Source organism: Bacillus cereus group sp. BfR-BA-01331, assembly GCF_022663915.1.
GTDB lineage: Bacteria > Bacillota > Bacilli > Bacillales > Bacillaceae_G > Bacillus_A > Bacillus_A mycoides.
On sequence record NZ_JAKUGJ010000016.1, the window covers coordinates 27,348 to 47,847 of the forward strand.

The following is a 20,500-nucleotide window of genomic DNA, read 5'->3' on the forward strand; positions in this document are numbered from 1 at the left end:
AAAAAATTAGTGCTCCTCTATCATTCTATAATACTAGAATCCTGTAGTAAACCTACTTTCTTAATATTGTACAATAAAATACAATTAAAGTATTTTTTATGCACAAAAAAGTGGCTGATTCATAGAATCAACCACCCTCTCACTATTCTACTATCATTTCTGATAACACATATGCATAAACAAGTGCTTCTGTATGTGCAATCGAGCTTTCATGCGTACGCTCAAATGCGTGAGAAGAATCAATACCAGCTCCAATTAATGCATGTTTCACATCAAATCCAGCGTGAATCGCAGCTGATGCGTCTGATCCGTAGTAGGGATAAATATCCACTTTATATTCAATAGCATTCGCTTTCGCCAATTCAACTAAATGCTTACGTAAAGCGTAATGGTATGGACCGCTAGAGTCTTTCGCACAAATGGATACTGTATATTCATCAGATGTTTGTCCATCACCTAACGCTCCCATATCAACTGCTAAATATTCTACCGTTTCTTCTGGAATATTTGAGTTTCCACCGTATCCAATTTCTTCATTATTAGAAATTAAGAAATGTGTTGTATATGGCAATGTTACCTTTTCATCTTGCAATCTTTTAATTAATTTTAATAGAATTGCTACACTTACTTTATCGTCTAAATGACGTGATTTTATGTATCCACTCTCTGTAATTTGAACGCGTGGATCAAATGAAACGAAGTCTCCTACTTCAATTCCTAACTCACGTACTGCATCTGCTGAAAAGACACGCTCATCAATACGCACTTCAATATTTTTCTCATCGCGCTTCGCTTCCCCTGCATCTTTGTACACATGGACAGAAGTTTGATGCATTAAAATTGTGCCTGTATATTTTTTACCGCTTGACGTTTCAATTTCGCAATATTCTCCTTCTACAGAGTTCCAGCGAAATCCACCAATCATAGATAGACGAAGACGACCGTCAGGCTTAATTTCTTTCACCATTGCCCCTAACGTATCAACGTGTGCAGTTAATAAACGATGCTGCTCATCATTCTTTCCTTTAACCGTTAAAATAAGAGCACCTTTATTATTACGCTTCGTCTCTACATTCCACTCACTTACATAGTTTTCAATAAAACTAATAATTTTCGCCGTGTTTCCAGATGGACTTGGAATAGAGACAAGCTCCTTAATAAGTTCCATCGTTTCTTTCGTATGATGTGCCATTGTCGTTTCCTCCTCATTTTCTCTACTATTTAGTATAGCGAAATTACGATAAAACCTCTACTCATATAGTTTAATTTTCTAAATTATAATAAAATTCACTTTATCCTAATCTCAATGACAAAAAAGCACCGCATTATCTCCATTAACACTGTGCTTTTTCTATAAAGTGAAACTTTAATCAGCCCGACTCCTTCGCATTCGCCGAATTTTGAGTTGGGGGTCTTACTGCCCGCAAATAGCGGGATAAAACTACTCTTCCGAAACGTCCATCAAATAAATCCCTCTTGTAAATCCGCCGCGCTCTTCTTCTTTCTGCTTACGAATAAGCTCTACATCTTCCATTGTTGCACCTTCTGCACGCGCTAATGAAATAATAATTTCAAGTGCATCTGCAAGTGAATCTAGCGCATGTTCACGCTCTTTCATCGAAGCAAATTCACGAATTTCTTCTGTACCAATTTTCGCTAACGCTTGTATGTAAGCTTGTCCTGTTAATTTTTGTGCTGTATATGTTTTTCCAGACATCAAAATTTTCTCCGGGACACGATCTCTTACTAACCTGTTATAAGTTGACATCACTTTTCCTCCCACTTTTAATAACACCCAAGCTCTGTTTTATAGAAAAACCACTCTTTTTTCACACAAGCACTTAACATATCAATTCCTGATCCGTGCGCCTTTACTACCGGAAAGAAGTAATGCTCTGGTTCTTCTTTCTTATCGCCGTATAAGGTTTGGTACTCATCAGGAATCGCCTCTTTTTTCACATCCCGTTCTTTCTTCACTTCACCAGAGAAAGCAACAGCTGGATGTCCCTCAAAGAATAATGCAGTCCGTACCGCAAGAGATGGTGTACTATGCAAAGCATAATATATAAGTAAAATAATAACGATAACACCAATAATTTTCTTCATTTATTACTCCTTAAAAAAGTGCTAACACAATTATACTAAAATGTGTTAGCACTTTCTTCACTTTATCTCGAATTAACAAGCAGTAAGACTAATAATCCGCGGGGGATAAACAAATCCCCACGGATTAAAGTTTCACTTTACTCCCCTTTAAATGCTGGTAAACGTTTTTCTAGAAAAGCAGCAATACCTTCTTTATGGTCCGCTGTTTGTCTCATCGCATATTGACCACGCTTTTCGAGCTGAAGCGTTTGTTCTAAATTAGAACGATTTACTTCACATAAAATTTGTTTCGTTTGAATCATTGCCTTGATTGGTTTTTGTAACCATTCATTAATTTTTTGCTTCACAGCCGTTTGGAAATCCTCACCGATTACTTCGTCAATTAAACCGATATCTAGCGCTTCTGTCGCTGATAATTTCTTCCCTTCCCAAATGATTTTCTTCGTCATATTTTCACCGACGCGCTTTTGAAGGAAGAAATGGCCACCACCATCTGGAATTAAAGCGATTCCAATAAAGTTCATCGCAATAACTGATGATATATCTGCCATGACATAATCAGCTGTTAATGCGATACTTAATCCAAGTCCAGCAGTCGGCCCATGAATTGCACTAATAACAAGCTTCGGCATCGTATATAACGTCACAACGATTTCAGAAATTGTATTCATGATGCCTTCAAACTTACTTTCATCATTACTTGAAAGCATTGATTTAATATCTCCACCCGCAGAAAAACCACGGCCACTTCCACACAACACAACAACGTGAACAGAACTTTCCGCCACTTCTTTCAACTTTTGTAATAACTCTTTTAACGTTGGTTCATCTAATGCATTTAAAACCTCTGGACGATTAACCATAACCGTTGCTACGCGCCCTTCATATTTCACAACAACAGATTCTGTTTTACTTGTTACTTCCATTATATATACCCCTCTTTTCCACATAAAGATTATACTTATATAATTATAGAAAGCATGTTGAAAATCCTTCTTTTTTCTTAATTTTCTGTCTAATATTCTCGTAATTTGTATATATCTCCGTATAAAACATACAATTTCGTTAAAAAATATAGAAATTAAAGTCGGTTTATCCATGCTTTTCATCTATTTACCATTACAATGAAATGGTGTATTCTTAAGTTTGATTCAAAAAAACAAATATTGAAATTCATTCGCCTTATTATGTAAATAAGGCTTTTATCCCCATCTCTTGGGTATTGAACTAAAGGAATGAAGAAATGGAGGAATATATGGTTAATAAGTTGAAACAAACGGATAACTACTTCCCGCATTTCCTATTGCTATTCATTGTGTTTCAACCAATTTTAGATTTATTAACGTCTTTTTCAATCTATGTATTACACATGAGCGCAACAGTTGGAATCGTAGTCCGTTTCGCCTTTATGCTTCTTGCATTAGGTTATCTACTTCTTCATAGAAAACAACATGGGGCGAAAAAGTACATTCTCTATTTATGCCTACTCGGGATCGTACTAGCAATTGGTCTTGTAAATAATATGATGATTAAATCTCCAGTTTCATTTGGCGAAGAAGTGAAATTTATTTTAAAGAGCATATATCCAATTGTGCTACTGTTTGGATATATTATCGCCTTTAAAGAGTTAAAAAATAAAGAATATGCATTTCATAAAATCATTACATATTTCTTATATACAACTTTAATTTTAAGCATCACACTGATTGTTGCGATGCAAACTAGTACAGATTTCCCAAGCTACCCTCACTCAAAGATTGGTTCAAGAGGTTGGTTCTTTGCTGGGAATGATTTAAGTTCTATTTTTGCAATTATGTTCCCAATCGTAGTGTTATATTCGATTCATAAAACAACTTCTTTCTCGAAAATCTATTACTGGATTCCAACAATACTCGCGATGTATGCAAGTATTATGGTCGGAACTAAAGTAGGATATGGTGCAATTGTTCTAACGCTTGGCGTGGCACTTTTATTCTCATTCATTGAATATATGGTTCATCGCAAAAAAGAAGGAAAAGGATTCACATATCTCGTAAATACAGTTGTTGCCGCTATTATACTAGGAGGTTTAATTGCCCTTACACCGCATACTCCTATCGCAAAAAATATGGGCATCCACATGCAAATATACGAATACAAAAAATCAGTACAAGAAGAAAAGGATAGAAAAGAAGGAAAAATAATTAAAGAAGATCCTGACGCAGAGAAAAAACATGCAAAAGGTGAACTAACAGACTCTGAGGTCAAAAGTTTAATTTACAGTGATCGCGATAAGTTTTTAAAAGTATACAAACAATACTATAAAGACGCACCACTATCACAAAAATTATTCGGAATGGGCTATGCTGGTAACTATACGGTTAAAATTAAATTAATCGAAATGGACTTCCATGACATATTCTTTGCATTCGGAATCATCGGTTCTCTTATTTACTTCATACCATTCCTTTACTTCGGTATTAAATTATTACTCAGCATCATAACAAACTTTAAGAAAATATTAACTGTGAAATATATGCTACTAGCTAGTGCCGTTATACTATCACTTGGAATTGCCTTTATGTCCGGTCACGTACTAACAGCACCGGCCGTTAGTATTTTCTTCGTTGTTATACTCGCTTACTTAATTGTTGATTTAGAGGTAGAATAAAGTGAAGCAGCCATCAGATCTCGGTGGCTGCTTCATTTTGGTATACAGTCTACTCGGCAAAGAATAGACCACATTTATGATCTATTTTTTATTGAAAAGACGCCTGAATCCCCTCCAACACCTCATCAATATTATCCTTCGTAATAACAATGCCGAAGTCTTTCGGGACGTTGCTATCTTCCTCATTTACAACTTTATGCGCAATCAACTTTCCAACTTCCGGTCTGAAATGATGCCCATCCATATAGTTATCTAAATTCGTTGTAACGGAATTAAGATACATGAAATGGTGCACTTCTCCAAATACATCTACAGCGTCATGAAGCCATTTTTTATAATCTTCCCATCGCCCTGATTGAATCATCGTACGGAACAGAGGCTCTGAAACAGGCGTTGTAAAAATATAAAACTTCGTGTTCGGATTATGAGCCTTTACTGTTCCTAATATTTCTTTCATATTTTGATACTCATAATTCCCGCCGTAAATCTCTTTACTAAACTTATCTACTTGCGCCGCTATTTGCGCATCACGTTCTTCTTTCGTATAATCGCGCATCGATTTTATATTCTCTCGATTGTACCGGTCAAGATTCGTACTATGATGGGTGGAATTTGCAATTGTATTCTTTGAATAAGTAATCCCGTCCATACTTACATACGATTTAATCGGATACAATAAACTTTGCGCCTGCTTAATATACGCTTCTGGTTTATCAAAACCAATTTCCCTATTTTTGTTCGTTCCAAGGAAATCTAAACCAAGTACAATAGACTCGAGTCCACTACCTTTTTGTTCTTTTGCATATTCAATATATGCATCATACTCACGCGGATCTGTACTGCTTACCGCATAATTAAATGCGTTTAACCCGGTGAAGTCATTCTCGTTAATAAAAGTCGTTCTACTACTTCCAAGTATAACTCCATCATATGTAAACGGACGGTACGTTATATAATTTGTTTTCTGTTGTCTCTCGTTAAACCCGTACTGAACATCATTCCACTTATTTTTATGCGGGAATAACCAAAGTGAATCTATATAGCTATTAAATATCCCGACACCTGCCAGAGGAACAAAAACACATACAAAAACGAAAATAAGCCAATGTTTGTTTTTCATATTCTCCACCTAGAAATTAAAGTATAAAAACTCACTAATACTCGTTAAATGTAACACGCTATATACGAGCAATACTGCAGTAAATAAAGCAGTCCATACATTCGGACGGAATGAATCCTTTAACTGAATTGAATTTTTTAAGAAGAAACTAATACATAACGCTCCGAAAATATACGCTACCATTTTTGGATCTAATAAAGAGACATGGTACCCTTCACTAAATGAAACACCGTACTCTTTTAAAAATTGCAGCTTCTCTATTATAAATGCCGGGAATACGCTATTTGCTAATTCGATTCCATTTAGTCCGAACATTCCTTTTAACACTTTCACCGCATCATGCATAGATGTTGCCCTAAAGAATACCCACGTTATATTAATGAAGAAAAACGTAACGAACCAACCAGCAAAGGCTGGCATGCGCCCTCCTGCTTTACTCCATAAGCGATGAATAACAGAAGCCAAACCGTGCAAGAATCCCCAAAAAACAAATGTCCAACCAGCTCCGTGCCAAAGTCCACTTATTAAAAATACAATCATAATATTTACGTATGTACGCGTAATTCCTTTTCGATTTCCTCCTAGAGAAATGTATACGTACTTCGTTAAAAACTGGCTAAGCGTCATATGCCAACGATGCCAAAAATCTTGTATATTCACTGCTTTATACGGTGAATTAAAATTTTGAGGTAATTTAATATTAAACATTAAAGCGATTCCAATTGCCATATCACTATATCCACTAAAATCAAAATACAATTGGAACGTAAACGCTAACGACGAAAGCCATGCTTCGACAAATGTTAATGATTGCTGCACATCAAACCCTTCATGTACAAGGGGTGATAATACATCTGCAATACCTACCTTTTTGAAAATACCAACTGCAAATACAAATATACCAAGAACAATATACTTCGATTGCCAGCGCTTTTTGCTACTATCCGCAAACTGCGGCATAATTTGTGCATGATGTACAATCGGCCCTGCAATAAGCTGTGGGAAAAACGTTACAAACAATGCGTAATCAAGAAAATGACATGCCTTCGTTTCCCCGCGATACGTATCTACTAAAAATGCAATCTTTTGAAACGTATAGAAACTAATCGCGAGCGGTAACGTTAATGATAATAATGTAAAATGAGTTCCAATTAATGCATTAACATTTTGCAAGAAAAAATCATAATACTTGAAATAACTAAGCATTCCTATATTAAATATTAACCCTACCGTTAAAAGAAGTTTACTCTTATGTTTTACGAGCCTCATTCCGATAAAGTAGTTCACAATGAGCGACACTAACATAAGCGGTAAATATTTCACATTCCAATAACTATAGAAAAATAAAGAGGCCGCAACGAGCCAAGCTTTCGCTAATGTAGCATGTCCAAATTTATTTAATAGAAAATATAAAAGAAATGCTATCGGTAAAAATAAAAAAATAAACTCAAATGAGTTAAATAACACACCATCTCTTCCCTTCTAAACAAATCACAACTTATTCATCTTATCTTATCCAAATAGTGAGTGTCAAAAGGATTCCGCTCCCCTTTTCTTCTATTATATAGGATAATCATTTCAATCGAATTATTAACATGATAAAATATTAAAGGCACTTTTATTTAAAAGAATATATAATAAAAATGTCGGTTTTTTGCACGAAATGTATTTTGAAAAAAGTGAGGAGAGTCCTTTGGTATTTAGTAGTTCTGTTTTCTTATTTATCTTTTTACCTCTCGTATTATTTTTCTATTTTATAGTGCGTGCCGAGCTACGTAATTTCGTATTACTTGCATTTAGTTTAATTTTCTATGCATGGGGAGAACCACGATTCGTCCTCTTAATGCTCTTTTCTATTCTTTTAAACTACTGCTTCGGCCTACTCGTGCATCATTATGATAAACGAAAAAATATGAAAGTCACATTTTTAATTATGGCTGTGGTCGGAAATATTTTATTACTTTCTTATTTTAAATATATTTCCTTTTTCACAGATATTTTGAATCAAACTTTACATTTATCTATTCATGTGGAACCTATTCCACTACCAATTGGAATTTCATTCTATACGTTCCAAGCGATGTCATACGTCATCGATATATACCGTAAAGATGGCGCAGTTCAAAAGAATCCACTTAACTTAGCACTATATATATCAATTTTCCCGCAGCTTATTGCCGGACCAATCGTTCGTTACAATATCGTTGCTGATCAAATTAAAACGCGCATCCATTCTTTTGAACGATTTACAGAAGGTCTCCAAATTTTCATTCTAGGACTAGCGAAAAAAATGTTAATCGCCAATCAAGTTGGATTTGTCGCAGATAAAATCTTTGCCTTACCACCGTCTGAAATGAGCGCTGGAACGGCTTGGATTGGTATTATCGCCTATACACTTCAAATCTATTTCGATTTCTCAGGATACTCTGATATGGCAATTGGACTTGGAAAAATGTTCGGATTTGATTTCCCGAAAAACTTCAATTATCCGTACATCTCAAAATCCATTTCAGAATTTTGGAGAAGATGGCACATTACACTAGGCTCTTGGTTCCGCGACTATATATACATTCCGCTCGGCGGAAATCGTGTTTCCAAACTAGCAAACTACCGTAACCTCTTCATCGTATGGGGATTAACCGGTTTATGGCACGGAGCAAGCTGGACATTTATCGCCTGGGGATTATATTACGGCTTTATTATCTCGATTGAAAAAGCTGGATTCGAGAAAATATTAAATAAGCTATGGAAGCCGCTGCAACATGCATATGTACTAATCATCGTTATGATCGGTTGGGTCTTCTTCCGAGCTGATAACTTCGCATACTCGTTCCAATATTTAAAAGCGATGTTTGGCATAGAGAGGCAATCTTTCATCGATGACAACACAATGCTATATATACATGAATACATTATCATATTTATCATTGCCTTTATCGCAGCGACACCAATTTTGAAACGTGTTAAAAACATATTAGAACTTGCACCCAAAACGTATATATTCACGATGCAAGTTGTACGTCCTATATTATTACTAACATTATTTATGGTTTCGATTATGTATTTAATTAATTCGACGTATAATCCATTTATTTACTTTAGGTTTTAACTTATCCCACTATTTTCCGGGCAGTAAAACCCCCACTAATTAAAGTTTCACTTTATGTAGGAAGGAAAAGTTATTATGAAAAAATTGGGGAACATCGTCCTATTTATCGGTTTTCTCACCATTATCTTTTCATTTGGCATATTATCGCTTCTCAAAACTGACCGAGCAGTTTCGCCCGTTGAAAATCGTCCGCTCGCTCAAAAACCAGCTCTTACAAAAGAAGCTGCCTTAAATGGTAGTTTCTTTAAAGACTTTGAGACATATACAAACGATCAATTAATCGGAAGAGATGATCTCATAAAAAATTATACACTTACCCAAATTAAAATGGGCAAGTCTCTCATTAACGATATTATTCTAACAGATGATAAATGGCTTCTAAAAAACCCTGCTTGGGCTACAAAATATAATGAGATTGACCAAGCTATGCCAGCTGTAAACGACTTATCTCAGTTTTTAAAAGAACAAAATATTGAGTTTTACTTTGCTTTACCACCGTCCAAAACGAATGCTTTATCATTTAAATTACCTTCTCATATTCACACATATGCACAGGAAAATTTAAATTACTTTCTAAATAAACTTCCTGCAGACGTAAAGCCAATTAAACTCATGGATTATTTTAAGAAAAACTATACAAATGAAGAAATACAAAGTATGTACTTTAAAACAGACCATCACTGGAATATGGATGGTGCCTTCTTAGGCTATCAATATATAATGAACACAATCGCGCAACAATCTTCTATATATAAAGGAAAAGAAATAAAAAAAGAAGATTACACTCGTACGTGTGCTCCAAATAAACATCTAGTCGGAAGCTTTAACAACCAGCTTTACCAACTGATCGATGCGACTGGAGAAAAACTATGCTACTACACACCGAAAGACGGTTTCAACTTTACGAGCGTAGCTGCAAAAGATGTAAATGGCACAGTATATCGCACACTAGACGAGCTATACGGCGTAGAAAAGCAAAATGATACAACATCATACGCAGGCTATTACACAAACGACTATCCAGAAATCGTTATCGAAAACAACAATGCACCAAATGATGTACGAGCTTTAGTCCTAAAAGACTCATTCGCAAACGCAATCGTGCCTCACTTAGCACAAAGCTTCAAGCACACATCTATCCTCGACCTTCGTCACTATCACGAAAAGGATGTATATCAATACATTAAAGACAACAACATTAACATGGTATTGTTTGTGTATAGTGATTCGAATTTGAGTGGTGATATGTTTAAGTTTAAACAATAAAAGAAGCCTCTTGTAAATTTACAAGAGGCTTCTTTATATTATTTCCGCTATTTTCTGGCAGTAACAACTTAAACCATTATAGATTACGACATTGTTATTATTTCACTTGTCCCTTCTCTTTTTTAATCACTACCTTCAAATACAAAAAGGAGAAAGAGATAGGAAATTTCCCTCTATCTCTTTTATTTAATGACAACGCACTAAATAAAAAGAGAAATGGCCTCTAATCCTAAGATTCCATTCCTCTTTTTATAGACTCTTTTGCATGTAAGTCATTAATAATATATTTGGACGCTATGGAAATTTGCTCTCGCAATTCCTCCACCCTTTGCCCTAACGTTTCCTGTACATATTCTGTCTGCTCTAATTGTTTAATCGCCATACTATGTAATGTTTCTGTCGTCCATTCTCCATCCACATTCCCAATAATCGGCTGATTTACTTGTTGTAAAAACGAATCGATCTTTGGATCATATGAAATTCCAACCATAGGCGTGTTTGCAACTGCCGATAATATAAGAGCATGCAGTCTCATTCCTATTAAAAGAGAGCATTCTGATAAAATAGAGATTTTCTCATGAATATCCATTTTATAAGGGAGCATGTGCGCTTCTTCTCCCATCAAATTAATGATATCCCTTGATGCATTTTGATCAAATGGTCCATGCATCGGTACAAATAAAATATGGTATCCCTCTTGCTTAAGCTTTTTCAGCGTATCTGCTAACTTCTTCATATAATCTTCTTTTGCATCCCAGTACCTTACACTAACCGCAACGACCTTTCCTTGCAGCGCATGTTTTTGAAGCCAATCGGATTTCTTTTCTTCTGGCTGACAAGCTAATACTGGATCTGGAACAAGTTCGATGTCTTTCTTAATACCAATTTCTTTTAAGTACAAAAAAGAGTCTTCATCACGTACTGATATATATTCAGCCTTTGATACATGCCATTTCACTAATAAACGATTTTGCTTCTTCGTAATAGGTCCGATTCCTTGGGCGTAAATATAATACGGCTTTTTCAAAAAACGAGCAAGCCGCATAATACCTGTATAATATAGAATACTCCTAATACTCGTCTTATCTTGTAAGAGACTTCCGCCCCCGCTAATTAAACCATTACTTCTCTTTATTTCTCGGTAAATCGCTCTTATATCCCAGCGGTTTACTGCTTCTACACCGTACATTTTCCTTGTATAGTTGGGGTCATTTGAAAGTACAACAAGCTCAAGAGTAGGATCCTCTTCATGTAGCGCTTTAATAATTGATTGCAAAATTGCTTCGTCCCCAACATTATAAAAACCATAATATCCTGATAAAACTAACCGCACTCTTAATCTCCTCCAACATTTCGCAATCAACTCTTTTTGTAATTAAACAAATTGTTATCCATTCCTTGCCGAGGAAGGTTTGATAACTTCAAATTGATTTCTTTCACAAACATCTAACAAGTCATACCCATGTATAATATTGTTCATTTTCTATAATCAACGATTTTATTTACGTGAAAATGGAATTTGTTCTTTCGATATCCAGTTTAGTTTCAGTGCACATATGCCATATAACACTGAAGCTATACTTAGCGCCACAGCACTATATATCATTGCTAAAATCCTGGAATCTGTCACATTGATTAATGTGGACACAAAATATAATACTATACCTAAAATACTAGATACTCCAATCACAGCCAAAAATTTCCCTATAGCTATTGAATAGGAAAGATCTTTTCTAATATAAATATGATTTGCGATACAAATCATTATATAAATAATTAGAGTACTATACGCTGCTCCATTTATACCGAATTGGTTTACTAGCGCTATATTTAATATAATTTTCACGAAACTTGCACCGATGACAATCCATGCTGCTCGCATCGAACGATTAATCCCTTGCAAGATTCCTATTGATAATACCATAAGTGATGTGAAATACGAGCTACCAATTAAAATAGCTAACATGCCACTTCCTTTTGTATCTGTAAATAACGCAACATTAAGCGGTACTGCAAGCGCCATAAGCCATATCGTTATCGGCATTGTTAAAACGTGTGCAAACTCATTTGTACGTTTTACTGTCAGTTTAGCTAAAGCTATATCTTTTTTTGTTAAAGCAGCTGTTAATAATGGAATTAGCGGAAATACTATCGCACTTGCAAATACAACGATTAATTGCGTAAATGCAAAACCACGGCTATATATACCAAATTGTTCCTGAATCGTTGTAGAAGATTCATGTAATACATGTGGAATTGTTACAGAATCAACTAAATTTAAAACAGGCATCGATAACGCTCCGATTGCAATTGGAATTGAAACGCGGAGTATGTTTTTTGCGTTTGTCTTAAAATCTTGTAATGAATATGTTTCGCTCTTATAGCGATACGTGCTTTTTACATATTTCATTCGCAAATATATGAGTGACGTAATAACACCAAAACAAGAACCGATCATCGCTCCGCCTGTTATGATATCACTACCTTTATTCCAATATACAAATATATAAGCAATTGTTAGCATAAAGAATACGCGAATCAACTGTTCAATTACTTGCGATACACCAGTAGGTATCATATCTCCAAACCCTTGGAAATATCCACGGTACACTGCCATATATGGTGCAATTAATAAAGCAAACGAAGTAACAATTAATGCTAGCCTCGTCTCTTGCCCACCAAGCATATTTGCAATGCTACTCGATCCAATGATAATAATTAAAAATCCGAGCACCCCAAATATAACACCGATAATAGATGCGGACGTAAACAATTTAGCTATTCCGTCACGATCATTCTTTTCATGAAGATCAGCTATTAACTGGGATATTGCTAGCGGAACCCCCGCTACTGATAAAGTTAAGGCTATCATATATACAGGAAAAACAAGGCGGAAAATCCCAAGTACTTCATCCCCTGCTATATTTTGCAATGGAATTTGAAAAAAACTCCCCACTACTTTCGATATAAACGTTGTAACGGTTAAAATCGCAGCGCCTTTTACAAACTTTTTATTCATCTTCTATCTCTTTTCTTTCAAATATGATCTAAATAAATATCAAGCCAGTATTCTTGCTTAATCTAGAGAAACTTCACTCTATTTCATTTAGTTATCATACCAAATTTCTTATATATTGAATACTCTCGTTCCAAATATAATATGTACAAAATAAGATTATTTCCATCCTGTTTTCCCTTAAATTTACTACTTTTACTTATTCAAGATAAACCTGTAATATAATGTAGCTCTTGTCAGTAAGAGGAGTGTTTACAACATGCTAAATTTAGTAAAAAATTCTCGAATTTCCCTTTCTTTAGAAAACGAGATACTAAAGCGCTTTGCATACGAAGAAGTTGAGAAAGTCGAAAAATTAGACGAAATAGGGCTTATTCAACCATCTTAAGTTTATGATTTCGTTAACCGTACACAATTAATTTGTGAAGGTAGCCATTTCTCAACGCGTGAATATAATTTGAAGTTAGACGATGTAATTGATGCTCAACGGATTTACAACATCCAGATATAAGGGTTTCTCACATAAACAACACATATCCAAATAAAAAGAGCCCTCACACTCTACAATACAGTTCATGTGAAGGTTCCTATTCCTATATTGTCTCAGCTTTCAAAAACTGTAGTTTCTCTTTTTGCTCATCATTCGCCATCATCATTATCGTCTTTTCAACATGCGGATGTACATGTTCAAGTGTCACACTCGCTCCTGCTTTATCCGATTGCTCAACAAAGTTTAATAACGCCATAGCTCCTGATACATCCATATAATGTACATCTTTCATACGCAAACTAACTGGTGACTTCACATCTTGTAAAGAAGCAAAAATACGATCTACTGATAGAAATGAAAGTGGTCCCTGAATCGTATACGTCGCTTCTTTTTCTTTTATAATAGAAGCTTTACGTTCTTTACACTTCACCATGTATATAATAAAGGAAAGAATAATGCCAAACGCAACAGCAACCATTAAATCGAATTTCACTGTCACAACCATCGTCACGAACATAACAATCACATCACCTCTTGGTGCTACATGTGCTTTCTTCATGCTTTCCCAATCAAACATCCCGATGCCAGTTAAAATTAAAATACCTGATAATACAGCAAGCGGAATATATTGTACTACTGAACCGAGTCCCATAATGAAAATAAATAATATGACACTATGCATACAAGCCGACAGTGCCGTCTTCCCCCCGCTTCTTATATTGACGATAGATCTAACAGTTGCACCTGCTCCTGCTAATCCACCGAACAAACCACTCGCAATATTGCCAATACCTTGTCCGATTAACTCTTTATTACTTTTATGACGTGTCCCCGTCACATTATCCATTACGACAGACGTTAATAACGAGTCAATTGATCCTAGTAAAGCTATACTAAGTGCTGGTAATACAAGTGCTAACATGCCATTTGCGTCTAAAGTCGGTACGTGAAGAGATGGCATCGCCTCTGGAATTGCACCTATCTTTTCAATCATCTTATTTAAAGAAAGAGTTCCTACAAACGGTAATTGCACTGTAATCCCTTGTAGCATAGAAGAAAATAACGGCAACGTTACTGTAACACCTACTAATGCTACTAAACTTGATGGAATGGCCTTAATCCATTTTCCAGAAACAATCATTACAATGATCGTTAATAACACAAGCAGAAAGCTATTTTGTACGTGCTTCATTTCACCTAAAATAATAATCAGTGCAATTCCGTTCATAAACCCTGAAACAACAGGATACGGAATGTAACGAACGTAAGAGCCGAGCTTACATACACCAAATAAGATTTGAAATAACCCTGCCATCATAAATGCAATAAAACTTGCTTCTAATCCGTGAGTTGCAATAACGCCTGTTGCAATAACTGTAATCGGCCCAGTAGGACCCGTTACTTGCCCCGGTGTACCGCCAAATAACGCCGCAAACAAACCTGCAAAAATTGCACCATACAATCCGACCAGTGCTCCCTCAGACGTTCCCGTTGCAGCAATACCAAATGCAATCGCTAGCGGCAAGGCAACAATCGCAACAGTAAACCCTGCTAAACATTCCTTTGCTATTTTTTGAAACATATAAATAACCACCTTCTTATAAAGTCCATGTTCCATTGTACATCTAAAACAAATCATTCGTTAGCGTATTTCTAAAAAACTCTTTACAGTCTCGTGAAGTAAACGTCTACATTTACAAATAGCCTTCCAAAGTCAAACTAAAAAACAGCAATATGACGAATCTACCTTTGGAAACAAACTTGACTATGCTATAATGAACAAATTAAATCTTTTACTATATACTTGGAGGCACTATGCTAACTTTTGAAGAAAAATTATCAATTATTGAATCTTTCCCGGAATTAGAAAGAAAGAACGTATCATTAAAACGCGTAAACTTTCACTTTGAAGAAAGTCGTTTAGATAAAAAGAACGTTGTATATCATTTACACCCAAACGGAAACGGATTTGTATATGCATACTTCATTAAAGGTTATAAAACAGATGCTAAAGGTATGATTAACATCCGTGAGTTTTCAGAAGAAGAACTGCGTTCATTAATTGAAAAAGTAATTGAACGTCTATCACAGGAGCCAGAGGAAATTATAGCACCAATGGAACCTGCTGCAGAAGAAGAATGGAAGAACGAAGACGGTCATATCCTAACTCTTATTCAAGAGGATGACATGTGGAACGTTTACGCTGGCGTAAACTTAGACGGTACATTCAACTCTTATCCAGAAGCTGCGGAATACCTTGATGAAGAAGGCTTCTCACGCAAATAATACGTTCCTTACTACTAAAAAGGGCCGTCCCAGTTTTTTGGGGATGGCCCTCTTTTTATTAATAGGTAGGCTATCATTGTCTTATTTTGTAGTTAAGCCGATATATTTAGGGTTAGGCTTTTGAGACAGTCCCCCATAAAATTATGGAATCAAAACTTCTTATTTTCACTATCCCCTATAAAAATTTGAATTTGACAACTATAAGACTCCGTATTAAAAAAATCATTAACTAACTCTACTTCAATAAAACTCTCCACTTCTATATTATTTTCTTTTGTATATTTAATTAGCGTATTTCGGCGTTCTTCTTCATTTTCTTTACTATACGCTAATGTTACATATTTCCCGCCCGGTAATACTTTTATATTTGGCATCTCTTCCATATGTACATGATCTTGCACCTTATTAAAAACATACTTTGGCTCTACATCCCACTTTTCATTGACATTATATAGAATACCCATTTCCATTGACATCTTATCTTCATACTCTTGAATGATTTTCTCTAAATTAGAATAATACAGTAACTCTTGTAAACTCCCCACTTCTTTGCATGGCGCTACAATCACATTCCGCTGCTCAAAGAACTGAATACACACTTCATCACCTTTTAATATTTCCTGTGAACTCCCTACTTTCTCATTTAACCCATCAATCGTTTCAATTACCTCTTTCATTTTCTTTATATGCTCTTCCGCTTCCGCCCTCTTTAATTGTAAAAATTGCAGCAATTTATTCATATCACATTCCTTAAAAATCTCTTGAAGTTCTACTATACTGGTATTCAACTCTCTACAGCTTTTTATAATATCAATGTGAATGAATTGATCTATAGAATAATATCTATATCCTGTTGATTCATCAACATGTTTTGGAATAAGAATCCCCATCTTATGATAGTACCTTAACGCTTTTATCGTAATATCCTTTATTTTTGCAACTTCTCCAATAGAAAATAATGTTTTCACCTGAATCTCTTCCTTTTTATTTTTTCGCATGCAACTATTGACTCTCCCCTTAGAGGAGACCTTACTATTTATAATAAGTCATTTACATTAATAAAGGGAGTATACAATTATGAACACAGTAAAATATAGAAATCTTGTCAAAGAAGACTATGAGCCTATAAAACATTTAATTGGTGAGGCATTTGGATTTAATGAATTCATTACAGATAAAAAATTTTTAAATTCAATATTAAACTTCTACCTACACAGTTGCATTTTAGGAAGCTCCTTTAGTAAGGTAGCTGAAAAAGATAATAAAATTATCGGTGTCATTTTAGGCGATTCCGAAAAAGATAAAAACCGTTTAAAGAGATTCCATAATAATGTTAGCTTTGCCTTTAACACGCTGAAACTATTCATGACGAATAAAGAGAATAGAGAGTTTTTAAAAGCATTTATAAAAGTTCAAAAAACATATAAAGAACTAATTCAAGGAAAAGAAGATCATTTTCAAGGCTGTATACAATTATTCATCGTATCCGAGGAATCTAGAGGTCTTGGAGTTGGGAAATCTTTATTAAATCACTTATTCCAATACATGACAAAAGAAGAAGTGACATCTTTATATTTATATACAGATAATGAATGCAACTATGAATTTTATGACAGACAAAACTTCCAACGTATACAAGAAAAAGCAGTTAATTTTGGACCAAAAGAAGAAGATTTCAACGTATTTTTGTACCGCTATAACTTTAACTAATAGTAACATTTACACTTCAATGCTCTTTGCTAATTAGCAAAGAGCTATATTAAGTATGATATCACTCGCGAGTGGTTATCAAAAAATCATACTAGCTTAAATCCTCCAGCCAAACTCTTCTACTACTATTGTTTCAGTTCGATTAGCGTGAAAAAGAGGAAGATGTGTAACAACTTCAATTTAAAAAGGAGCGCACAACATGGAATGGATTCACGAATTATTTCAGCAATATGGGTATTATGTAGTACTTATTGGATTACTTTTAGAATATATTGCTCTTCCGTTTCCAGGAGAGCCAACATTAGCCTATGCAGGATTTTTGTCACATCAAGGTGATTTAAGTTTACCAATTTTAATTATTTTATCCTTTATTGGGACAAGTGTAGGTATGACATTCCAATACTTTTTAGGAAATAAACTTGGCATGCCTTTCATTCAGAAATACGGGAAATATGTATTTTTAACAGAACGAAAAATTAATTTAACGAAAATATGGTTTGATAAATACGGATATTTTCTAATCTTTATCGCCTTTTTCATTCCAGGCGTCCGCCACTTTACTGGATATTTTGCAGGAATTATCAACTTACCGTTTCGCCGCTTTGCGATGACAATTTATTCAGGTGCCCTATTTTGGGTATCCTTCTTCTTAATCGGTGGTTACTGGTTAGGGGAAAACTTAGAAGATATATTCATCGTACTTGAACAACACATTTGGAAAATTATCTTCGGTATTATTATCATTACGCTAATCACTCGATTTCGCAAAAAAATAAAGCATGTGATTTTAAAAGGTATAAATTAAATCTTTCATCAACAAACTTATATGCGTACAAGAAAAATAAAAAGCGGGGACACATAGTCTCCACTTTTTATATAAAGCCCGTTCTCAAACTAAAAACACAAGAGCTTGACACTATTTCCTTATTAAGAAAGATAATCTTATTTGTAAAGATAGCTCCCTATTTTTTCGCGCCTTTTAACGACTCTCTCAGCACAAATTTTTGCAACTTCCCGCTCGCATTACGAGGAAGTTCATCTACAAATAAGTAATGACGCGGACGTTTATAGTCTGCTAATTCATCACTTTCTTTGCAATACATTTCTAAATCAGCTTCTGAAATATTTTTATCTTTCTTTACAACAACCGCAACGACACGCTCTCCCCATAGTTCATCTGGCTCACCAAGTACTGCAACATCTAATACACCAGGGTGACTATGAAGAAAATCTTCAATTTCGCGAGGATAAATATTTACGCCACCGCTAATTACCATATCATCAACGCGGTCTGCAACGAATAAATAGCCGTCTTTATCGAAGTATCCTAAATCACCAGAATGATACCAGCCTTTATACATCGATTTTGCATTTGCTTCTTCTCGATTATGATAACCAGCCATCATAGTTGGACCGCGCAAAATAATTTCCCCTACTTCATAAGGAGGCAACGTATCATCTGGCTCTGCTGGTCCATCTTCGTTCGGTTTCACAATTCGAATTTCATGGCTAAAGCACGGTGTTCCTGCTGAACCTGCTTTCGTAATTTGATCTTCTTCTACGAGAAACGCAACAACTGGTCCCATTTCTGTCATTCCGTAAATTTGAACAAGATCAATATAAAGGCGCTCTTTACATTCCTTCACTAGCGCCGGTGCCATTGCAGCCCCGCCATATACACCGATTTTCATTGAAGTTAAATCATACTTAGTTAGATCTTTTTGCAGTAACATATTCCACATCGTCGGTGCTGCAAAAAACGTCGTAATCTTCTCTTCTTGAATGGTATGTAATACTCTATCCGTATCAAAATGATGTAAAATAACATTCTTTCCGCCAACTTGAATGCGCGGTATGATTCCAGCATTTAACTCGCCACAATGATATAAAGGTGCTACCACAAGCCCGGCGCTATCCCTGTTATATTTTATGAAATACGTACAAATCATACTATGCTCAGCCATATCACGATGACGATGTAGTACGCCTTTCGGATGACCAGTCGTTCCGCTCGTATAAAGCATAGAACAAAAATCCATTTCATCGACTACAATATCTACTTTTTCAGCTGATGCTTCATTTACTTTTTCATGGTAAGAACTAGCATAGGAAGGTGCATCGTCTTCCACGTACCAAAAAGACGAATTTGGAAAATCTCGTTCAATCATAGCAACTGTTGATTCGACTGCTTTTTCAAAGACAACTACTTTCGAGGCTGCATCTTGGAGGATATACGATAGTTCTTTTGCTTTTAAGCGGAAATTAATTGGATTGAAGATCGCGCCAATTTTCGCACAGGCTAAGTAAACGTTTACAAATTCACGGCAGTTATATAGGTAAACAGATACACAATCTCCCTTTCTTACTCCTTCTTTCAATAGAGCTTGCGCCGTTTTATTTATTTGCTCATCCCACTGTTTATATGTCCAACGAATATTTTTTTCTGGTTCTACTAACGCCTCTTTATTCGGATATTTGCCAACTGTCAAATCAAAAATTCTCCCTATCGTCATGTACATGCCAACAATTTCCCCCTTTTCTCTTTCATAAATCTATCATTTCGTCTATAAGTAGACATTGTCCTCTAATAATATGACTAATTTTTCTGATTATTATCGACATAGTTTTACAAATGGACCGTTTGATGGTAAATGAAATTATATTGGCGATTTTTTGAATATATCGAACGCAACCAAATTTATATCAGCTATTTTTCGAATATATCGACTTACCGACAAAAACTGACA

At 35.2% G+C, this 20,500-nt stretch carries 17 protein-coding genes and 1 pseudogene; 7 read left to right on the forward strand and 11 right to left on the reverse strand.

Going from position 1 to position 20,500, the window contains the following annotated elements:
* Positions 1–142: 142 nt before the first annotated feature.
* The 4 genes from MR155_RS22485 to MR155_RS22500 all read right to left on the reverse strand — a co-directional run bounded on the left by MR155_RS22485 (position 143) and on the right by MR155_RS22500 (position 3,032).
* Positions 143–1,192, reverse strand: coding sequence for a M42 family metallopeptidase (locus MR155_RS22485; protein WP_044438509.1), 1,050 nt, complete (start codon positions 1,190–1,192; stop codon positions 143–145).
* A gap of 249 nt (positions 1,193–1,441) precedes the next feature.
* On the reverse strand, positions 1,442–1,768 hold the full coding sequence (locus MR155_RS22490) for a nucleoside triphosphate pyrophosphohydrolase (protein ID WP_002125566.1): 327 nt from the start codon (positions 1,766–1,768) through the stop codon (positions 1,442–1,444).
* Between the two features lie 17 nt (positions 1,769–1,785).
* Positions 1,786–2,106, reverse strand: coding sequence for a hypothetical protein (locus tag MR155_RS22495; protein ID WP_242311131.1), 321 nt, complete (start codon positions 2,104–2,106; stop codon positions 1,786–1,788).
* Between the two features lie 137 nt (positions 2,107–2,243).
* Positions 2,244–3,032: an enoyl-CoA hydratase gene (locus tag MR155_RS22500; RefSeq protein ID WP_002010905.1), complete on the reverse strand. Its 789-nt coding sequence runs from the start codon at positions 3,030–3,032 to the stop codon at positions 2,244–2,246.
* A gap of 329 nt (positions 3,033–3,361) precedes the next feature.
* On the opposite strand from MR155_RS22500, the gene MR155_RS22505 reads away from it, so the two are divergent.
* Complete coding sequence (locus MR155_RS22505) at positions 3,362–4,756, forward strand: O-antigen ligase family protein (RefSeq protein ID WP_002186616.1); 1,395 nt, start codon at positions 3,362–3,364, stop codon at positions 4,754–4,756.
* An 88-nt stretch (positions 4,757–4,844) separates the two neighbouring features.
* Here MR155_RS22505 and MR155_RS22510 read toward each other — a convergent pair whose 3' ends face one another.
* Positions 4,845–5,876, reverse strand: a complete 1,032-nt coding sequence (locus MR155_RS22510; RefSeq protein ID WP_242311132.1) for a hypothetical protein — start codon at positions 5,874–5,876, stop codon at positions 4,845–4,847.
* 9 nt (positions 5,877–5,885) lie between these two features.
* Positions 5,886–7,343: an MBOAT family O-acyltransferase gene (locus MR155_RS22515; protein WP_060752223.1), complete on the reverse strand. Its 1,458-nt coding sequence runs from the start codon at positions 7,341–7,343 to the stop codon at positions 5,886–5,888.
* 226 nt (positions 7,344–7,569) lie between these two features.
* Here MR155_RS22515 and MR155_RS22520 point away from each other — a divergent pair, with 226 nt between their 5' ends.
* Positions 7,570–8,985, forward strand: coding sequence for an MBOAT family O-acyltransferase (locus tag MR155_RS22520; protein WP_113936685.1), 1,416 nt, complete (start codon positions 7,570–7,572; stop codon positions 8,983–8,985).
* Between the two features lie 75 nt (positions 8,986–9,060).
* A complete protein-coding gene (gene patB1, locus MR155_RS22525; protein ID WP_242311133.1) occupies positions 9,061–10,251 on the forward strand; it encodes a secondary cell wall polysaccharide O-acetyltransferase PatB1 in 1,191 nt (396 codons plus the stop codon).
* Between the two features lie 229 nt (positions 10,252–10,480).
* Here patB1 and csaB read toward each other — a convergent pair whose 3' ends face one another.
* The gene (gene csaB, locus MR155_RS22530) at positions 10,481–11,584 is read right to left on the reverse strand and encodes a polysaccharide pyruvyl transferase CsaB (RefSeq protein WP_113936687.1); all 1,104 of its coding nucleotides are present in this window, start codon (positions 11,582–11,584) and stop codon (positions 10,481–10,483) included.
* 165 nt (positions 11,585–11,749) lie between these two features.
* Positions 11,750–13,270 carry a putative polysaccharide biosynthesis protein gene (locus MR155_RS22535; RefSeq protein ID WP_242311134.1) on the reverse strand — a complete coding sequence of 507 codons (1,521 nt, stop codon included), beginning with the start codon at positions 13,268–13,270 and terminating at the stop codon, positions 11,750–11,752.
* Positions 13,271–13,544: 274 nt separating this feature from the next.
* On the opposite strand from MR155_RS22535, the pseudogene MR155_RS22540 reads away from it, so the two are divergent.
* Positions 13,545–13,772 (forward strand): annotated as a pseudogene (locus MR155_RS22540) (hypothetical protein); the annotation flags it as partial.
* 88 nt (positions 13,773–13,860) lie between these two features.
* Here MR155_RS22540 and MR155_RS22545 read toward each other — a convergent pair.
* The gene (locus MR155_RS22545) at positions 13,861–15,339 is read right to left on the reverse strand and encodes a SulP family inorganic anion transporter (RefSeq protein ID WP_219301344.1); all 1,479 of its coding nucleotides are present in this window, start codon (positions 15,337–15,339) and stop codon (positions 13,861–13,863) included.
* 233 nt (positions 15,340–15,572) lie between these two features.
* On the opposite strand from MR155_RS22545, the gene MR155_RS22550 reads away from it, so the two are divergent.
* Entirely contained in the window at positions 15,573–16,043 is a 471-nt protein-coding gene (locus MR155_RS22550; RefSeq protein WP_002087340.1) for a hypothetical protein, read from the forward strand.
* A 149-nt stretch (positions 16,044–16,192) separates the two neighbouring features.
* Here MR155_RS22550 and MR155_RS22555 read toward each other — a convergent pair whose 3' ends face one another.
* Positions 16,193–17,041, reverse strand: coding sequence for a MerR family transcriptional regulator (locus tag MR155_RS22555; RefSeq protein ID WP_242311135.1), 849 nt, complete (start codon positions 17,039–17,041; stop codon positions 16,193–16,195).
* Positions 17,042–17,120: 79 nt separating this feature from the next.
* Here MR155_RS22555 and MR155_RS22560 point away from each other — a divergent pair, with 79 nt between their 5' ends.
* Positions 17,121–17,753 (forward strand): GNAT family N-acetyltransferase, encoded by a 633-nt coding sequence (locus MR155_RS22560; protein ID WP_242311136.1) that lies wholly within the window; start codon positions 17,121–17,123, stop codon positions 17,751–17,753.
* A 199-nt stretch (positions 17,754–17,952) separates the two neighbouring features.
* Positions 17,953–18,558, forward strand: a complete 606-nt coding sequence (locus tag MR155_RS22565) for a DedA family protein (RefSeq protein WP_242311137.1) — start codon at positions 17,953–17,955, stop codon at positions 18,556–18,558.
* Positions 18,559–18,715: 157 nt separating this feature from the next.
* Here the strand turns inward: MR155_RS22565 and MR155_RS22570 are convergent, their stop codons facing one another.
* Positions 18,716–20,272: a fatty acid--CoA ligase gene (locus tag MR155_RS22570; protein ID WP_063226574.1), complete on the reverse strand. Its 1,557-nt coding sequence runs from the start codon at positions 20,270–20,272 to the stop codon at positions 18,716–18,718.
* Positions 20,273–20,500 lie beyond the last annotated feature (228 nt).

Bases quoted from the DNA above. Each gene is read 5' to 3' on its own strand.
- MR155_RS22485 (WP_044438509.1), bottom strand. From the start codon at position 1,192: ATGGCACATCATACGAAAGAAACGATGGAACTTATTAAGGAGCTTGTC.
- MR155_RS22490 (WP_002125566.1), bottom strand. From the start codon at position 1,768: ATGTCAACTTATAACAGGTTAGTAAGAGATCGTGTCCCGGAGAAAATT.
- MR155_RS22495 (WP_242311131.1), bottom strand. From the start codon at position 2,106: ATGAAGAAAATTATTGGTGTTATCGTTATTATTTTACTTATATATTAT.
- MR155_RS22500 (WP_002010905.1), bottom strand. From the start codon at position 3,032: ATGGAAGTAACAAGTAAAACAGAATCTGTTGTTGTGAAATATGAAGGG.
- MR155_RS22505 (WP_002186616.1), top strand. From the start codon at position 3,362: ATGGTTAATAAGTTGAAACAAACGGATAACTACTTCCCGCATTTCCTA.
- MR155_RS22510 (WP_242311132.1), bottom strand. From the start codon at position 5,876: ATGAAAAACAAACATTGGCTTATTTTCGTTTTTGTATGTGTTTTTGTT.
- patB1 (WP_242311133.1), top strand. From the start codon at position 9,061: ATGAAAAAATTGGGGAACATCGTCCTATTTATCGGTTTTCTCACCATT.
- MR155_RS22535 (WP_242311134.1), bottom strand. From the start codon at position 13,270: ATGAATAAAAAGTTTGTAAAAGGCGCTGCGATTTTAACCGTTACAACG.
- MR155_RS22545 (WP_219301344.1), bottom strand. From the start codon at position 15,339: ATGTTTCAAAAAATAGCAAAGGAATGTTTAGCAGGGTTTACTGTTGCG.
- MR155_RS22550 (WP_002087340.1), top strand. From the start codon at position 15,573: ATGCTAACTTTTGAAGAAAAATTATCAATTATTGAATCTTTCCCGGAA.
- MR155_RS22555 (WP_242311135.1), bottom strand. From the start codon at position 17,041: ATGCGAAAAAATAAAAAGGAAGAGATTCAGGTGAAAACATTATTTTCT.
- MR155_RS22560 (WP_242311136.1), top strand. From the start codon at position 17,121: ATGAACACAGTAAAATATAGAAATCTTGTCAAAGAAGACTATGAGCCT.
- MR155_RS22565 (WP_242311137.1), top strand. From the start codon at position 17,953: ATGGAATGGATTCACGAATTATTTCAGCAATATGGGTATTATGTAGTA.
- MR155_RS22570 (WP_063226574.1), bottom strand. From the start codon at position 20,272: ATGTACATGACGATAGGGAGAATTTTTGATTTGACAGTTGGCAAATAT.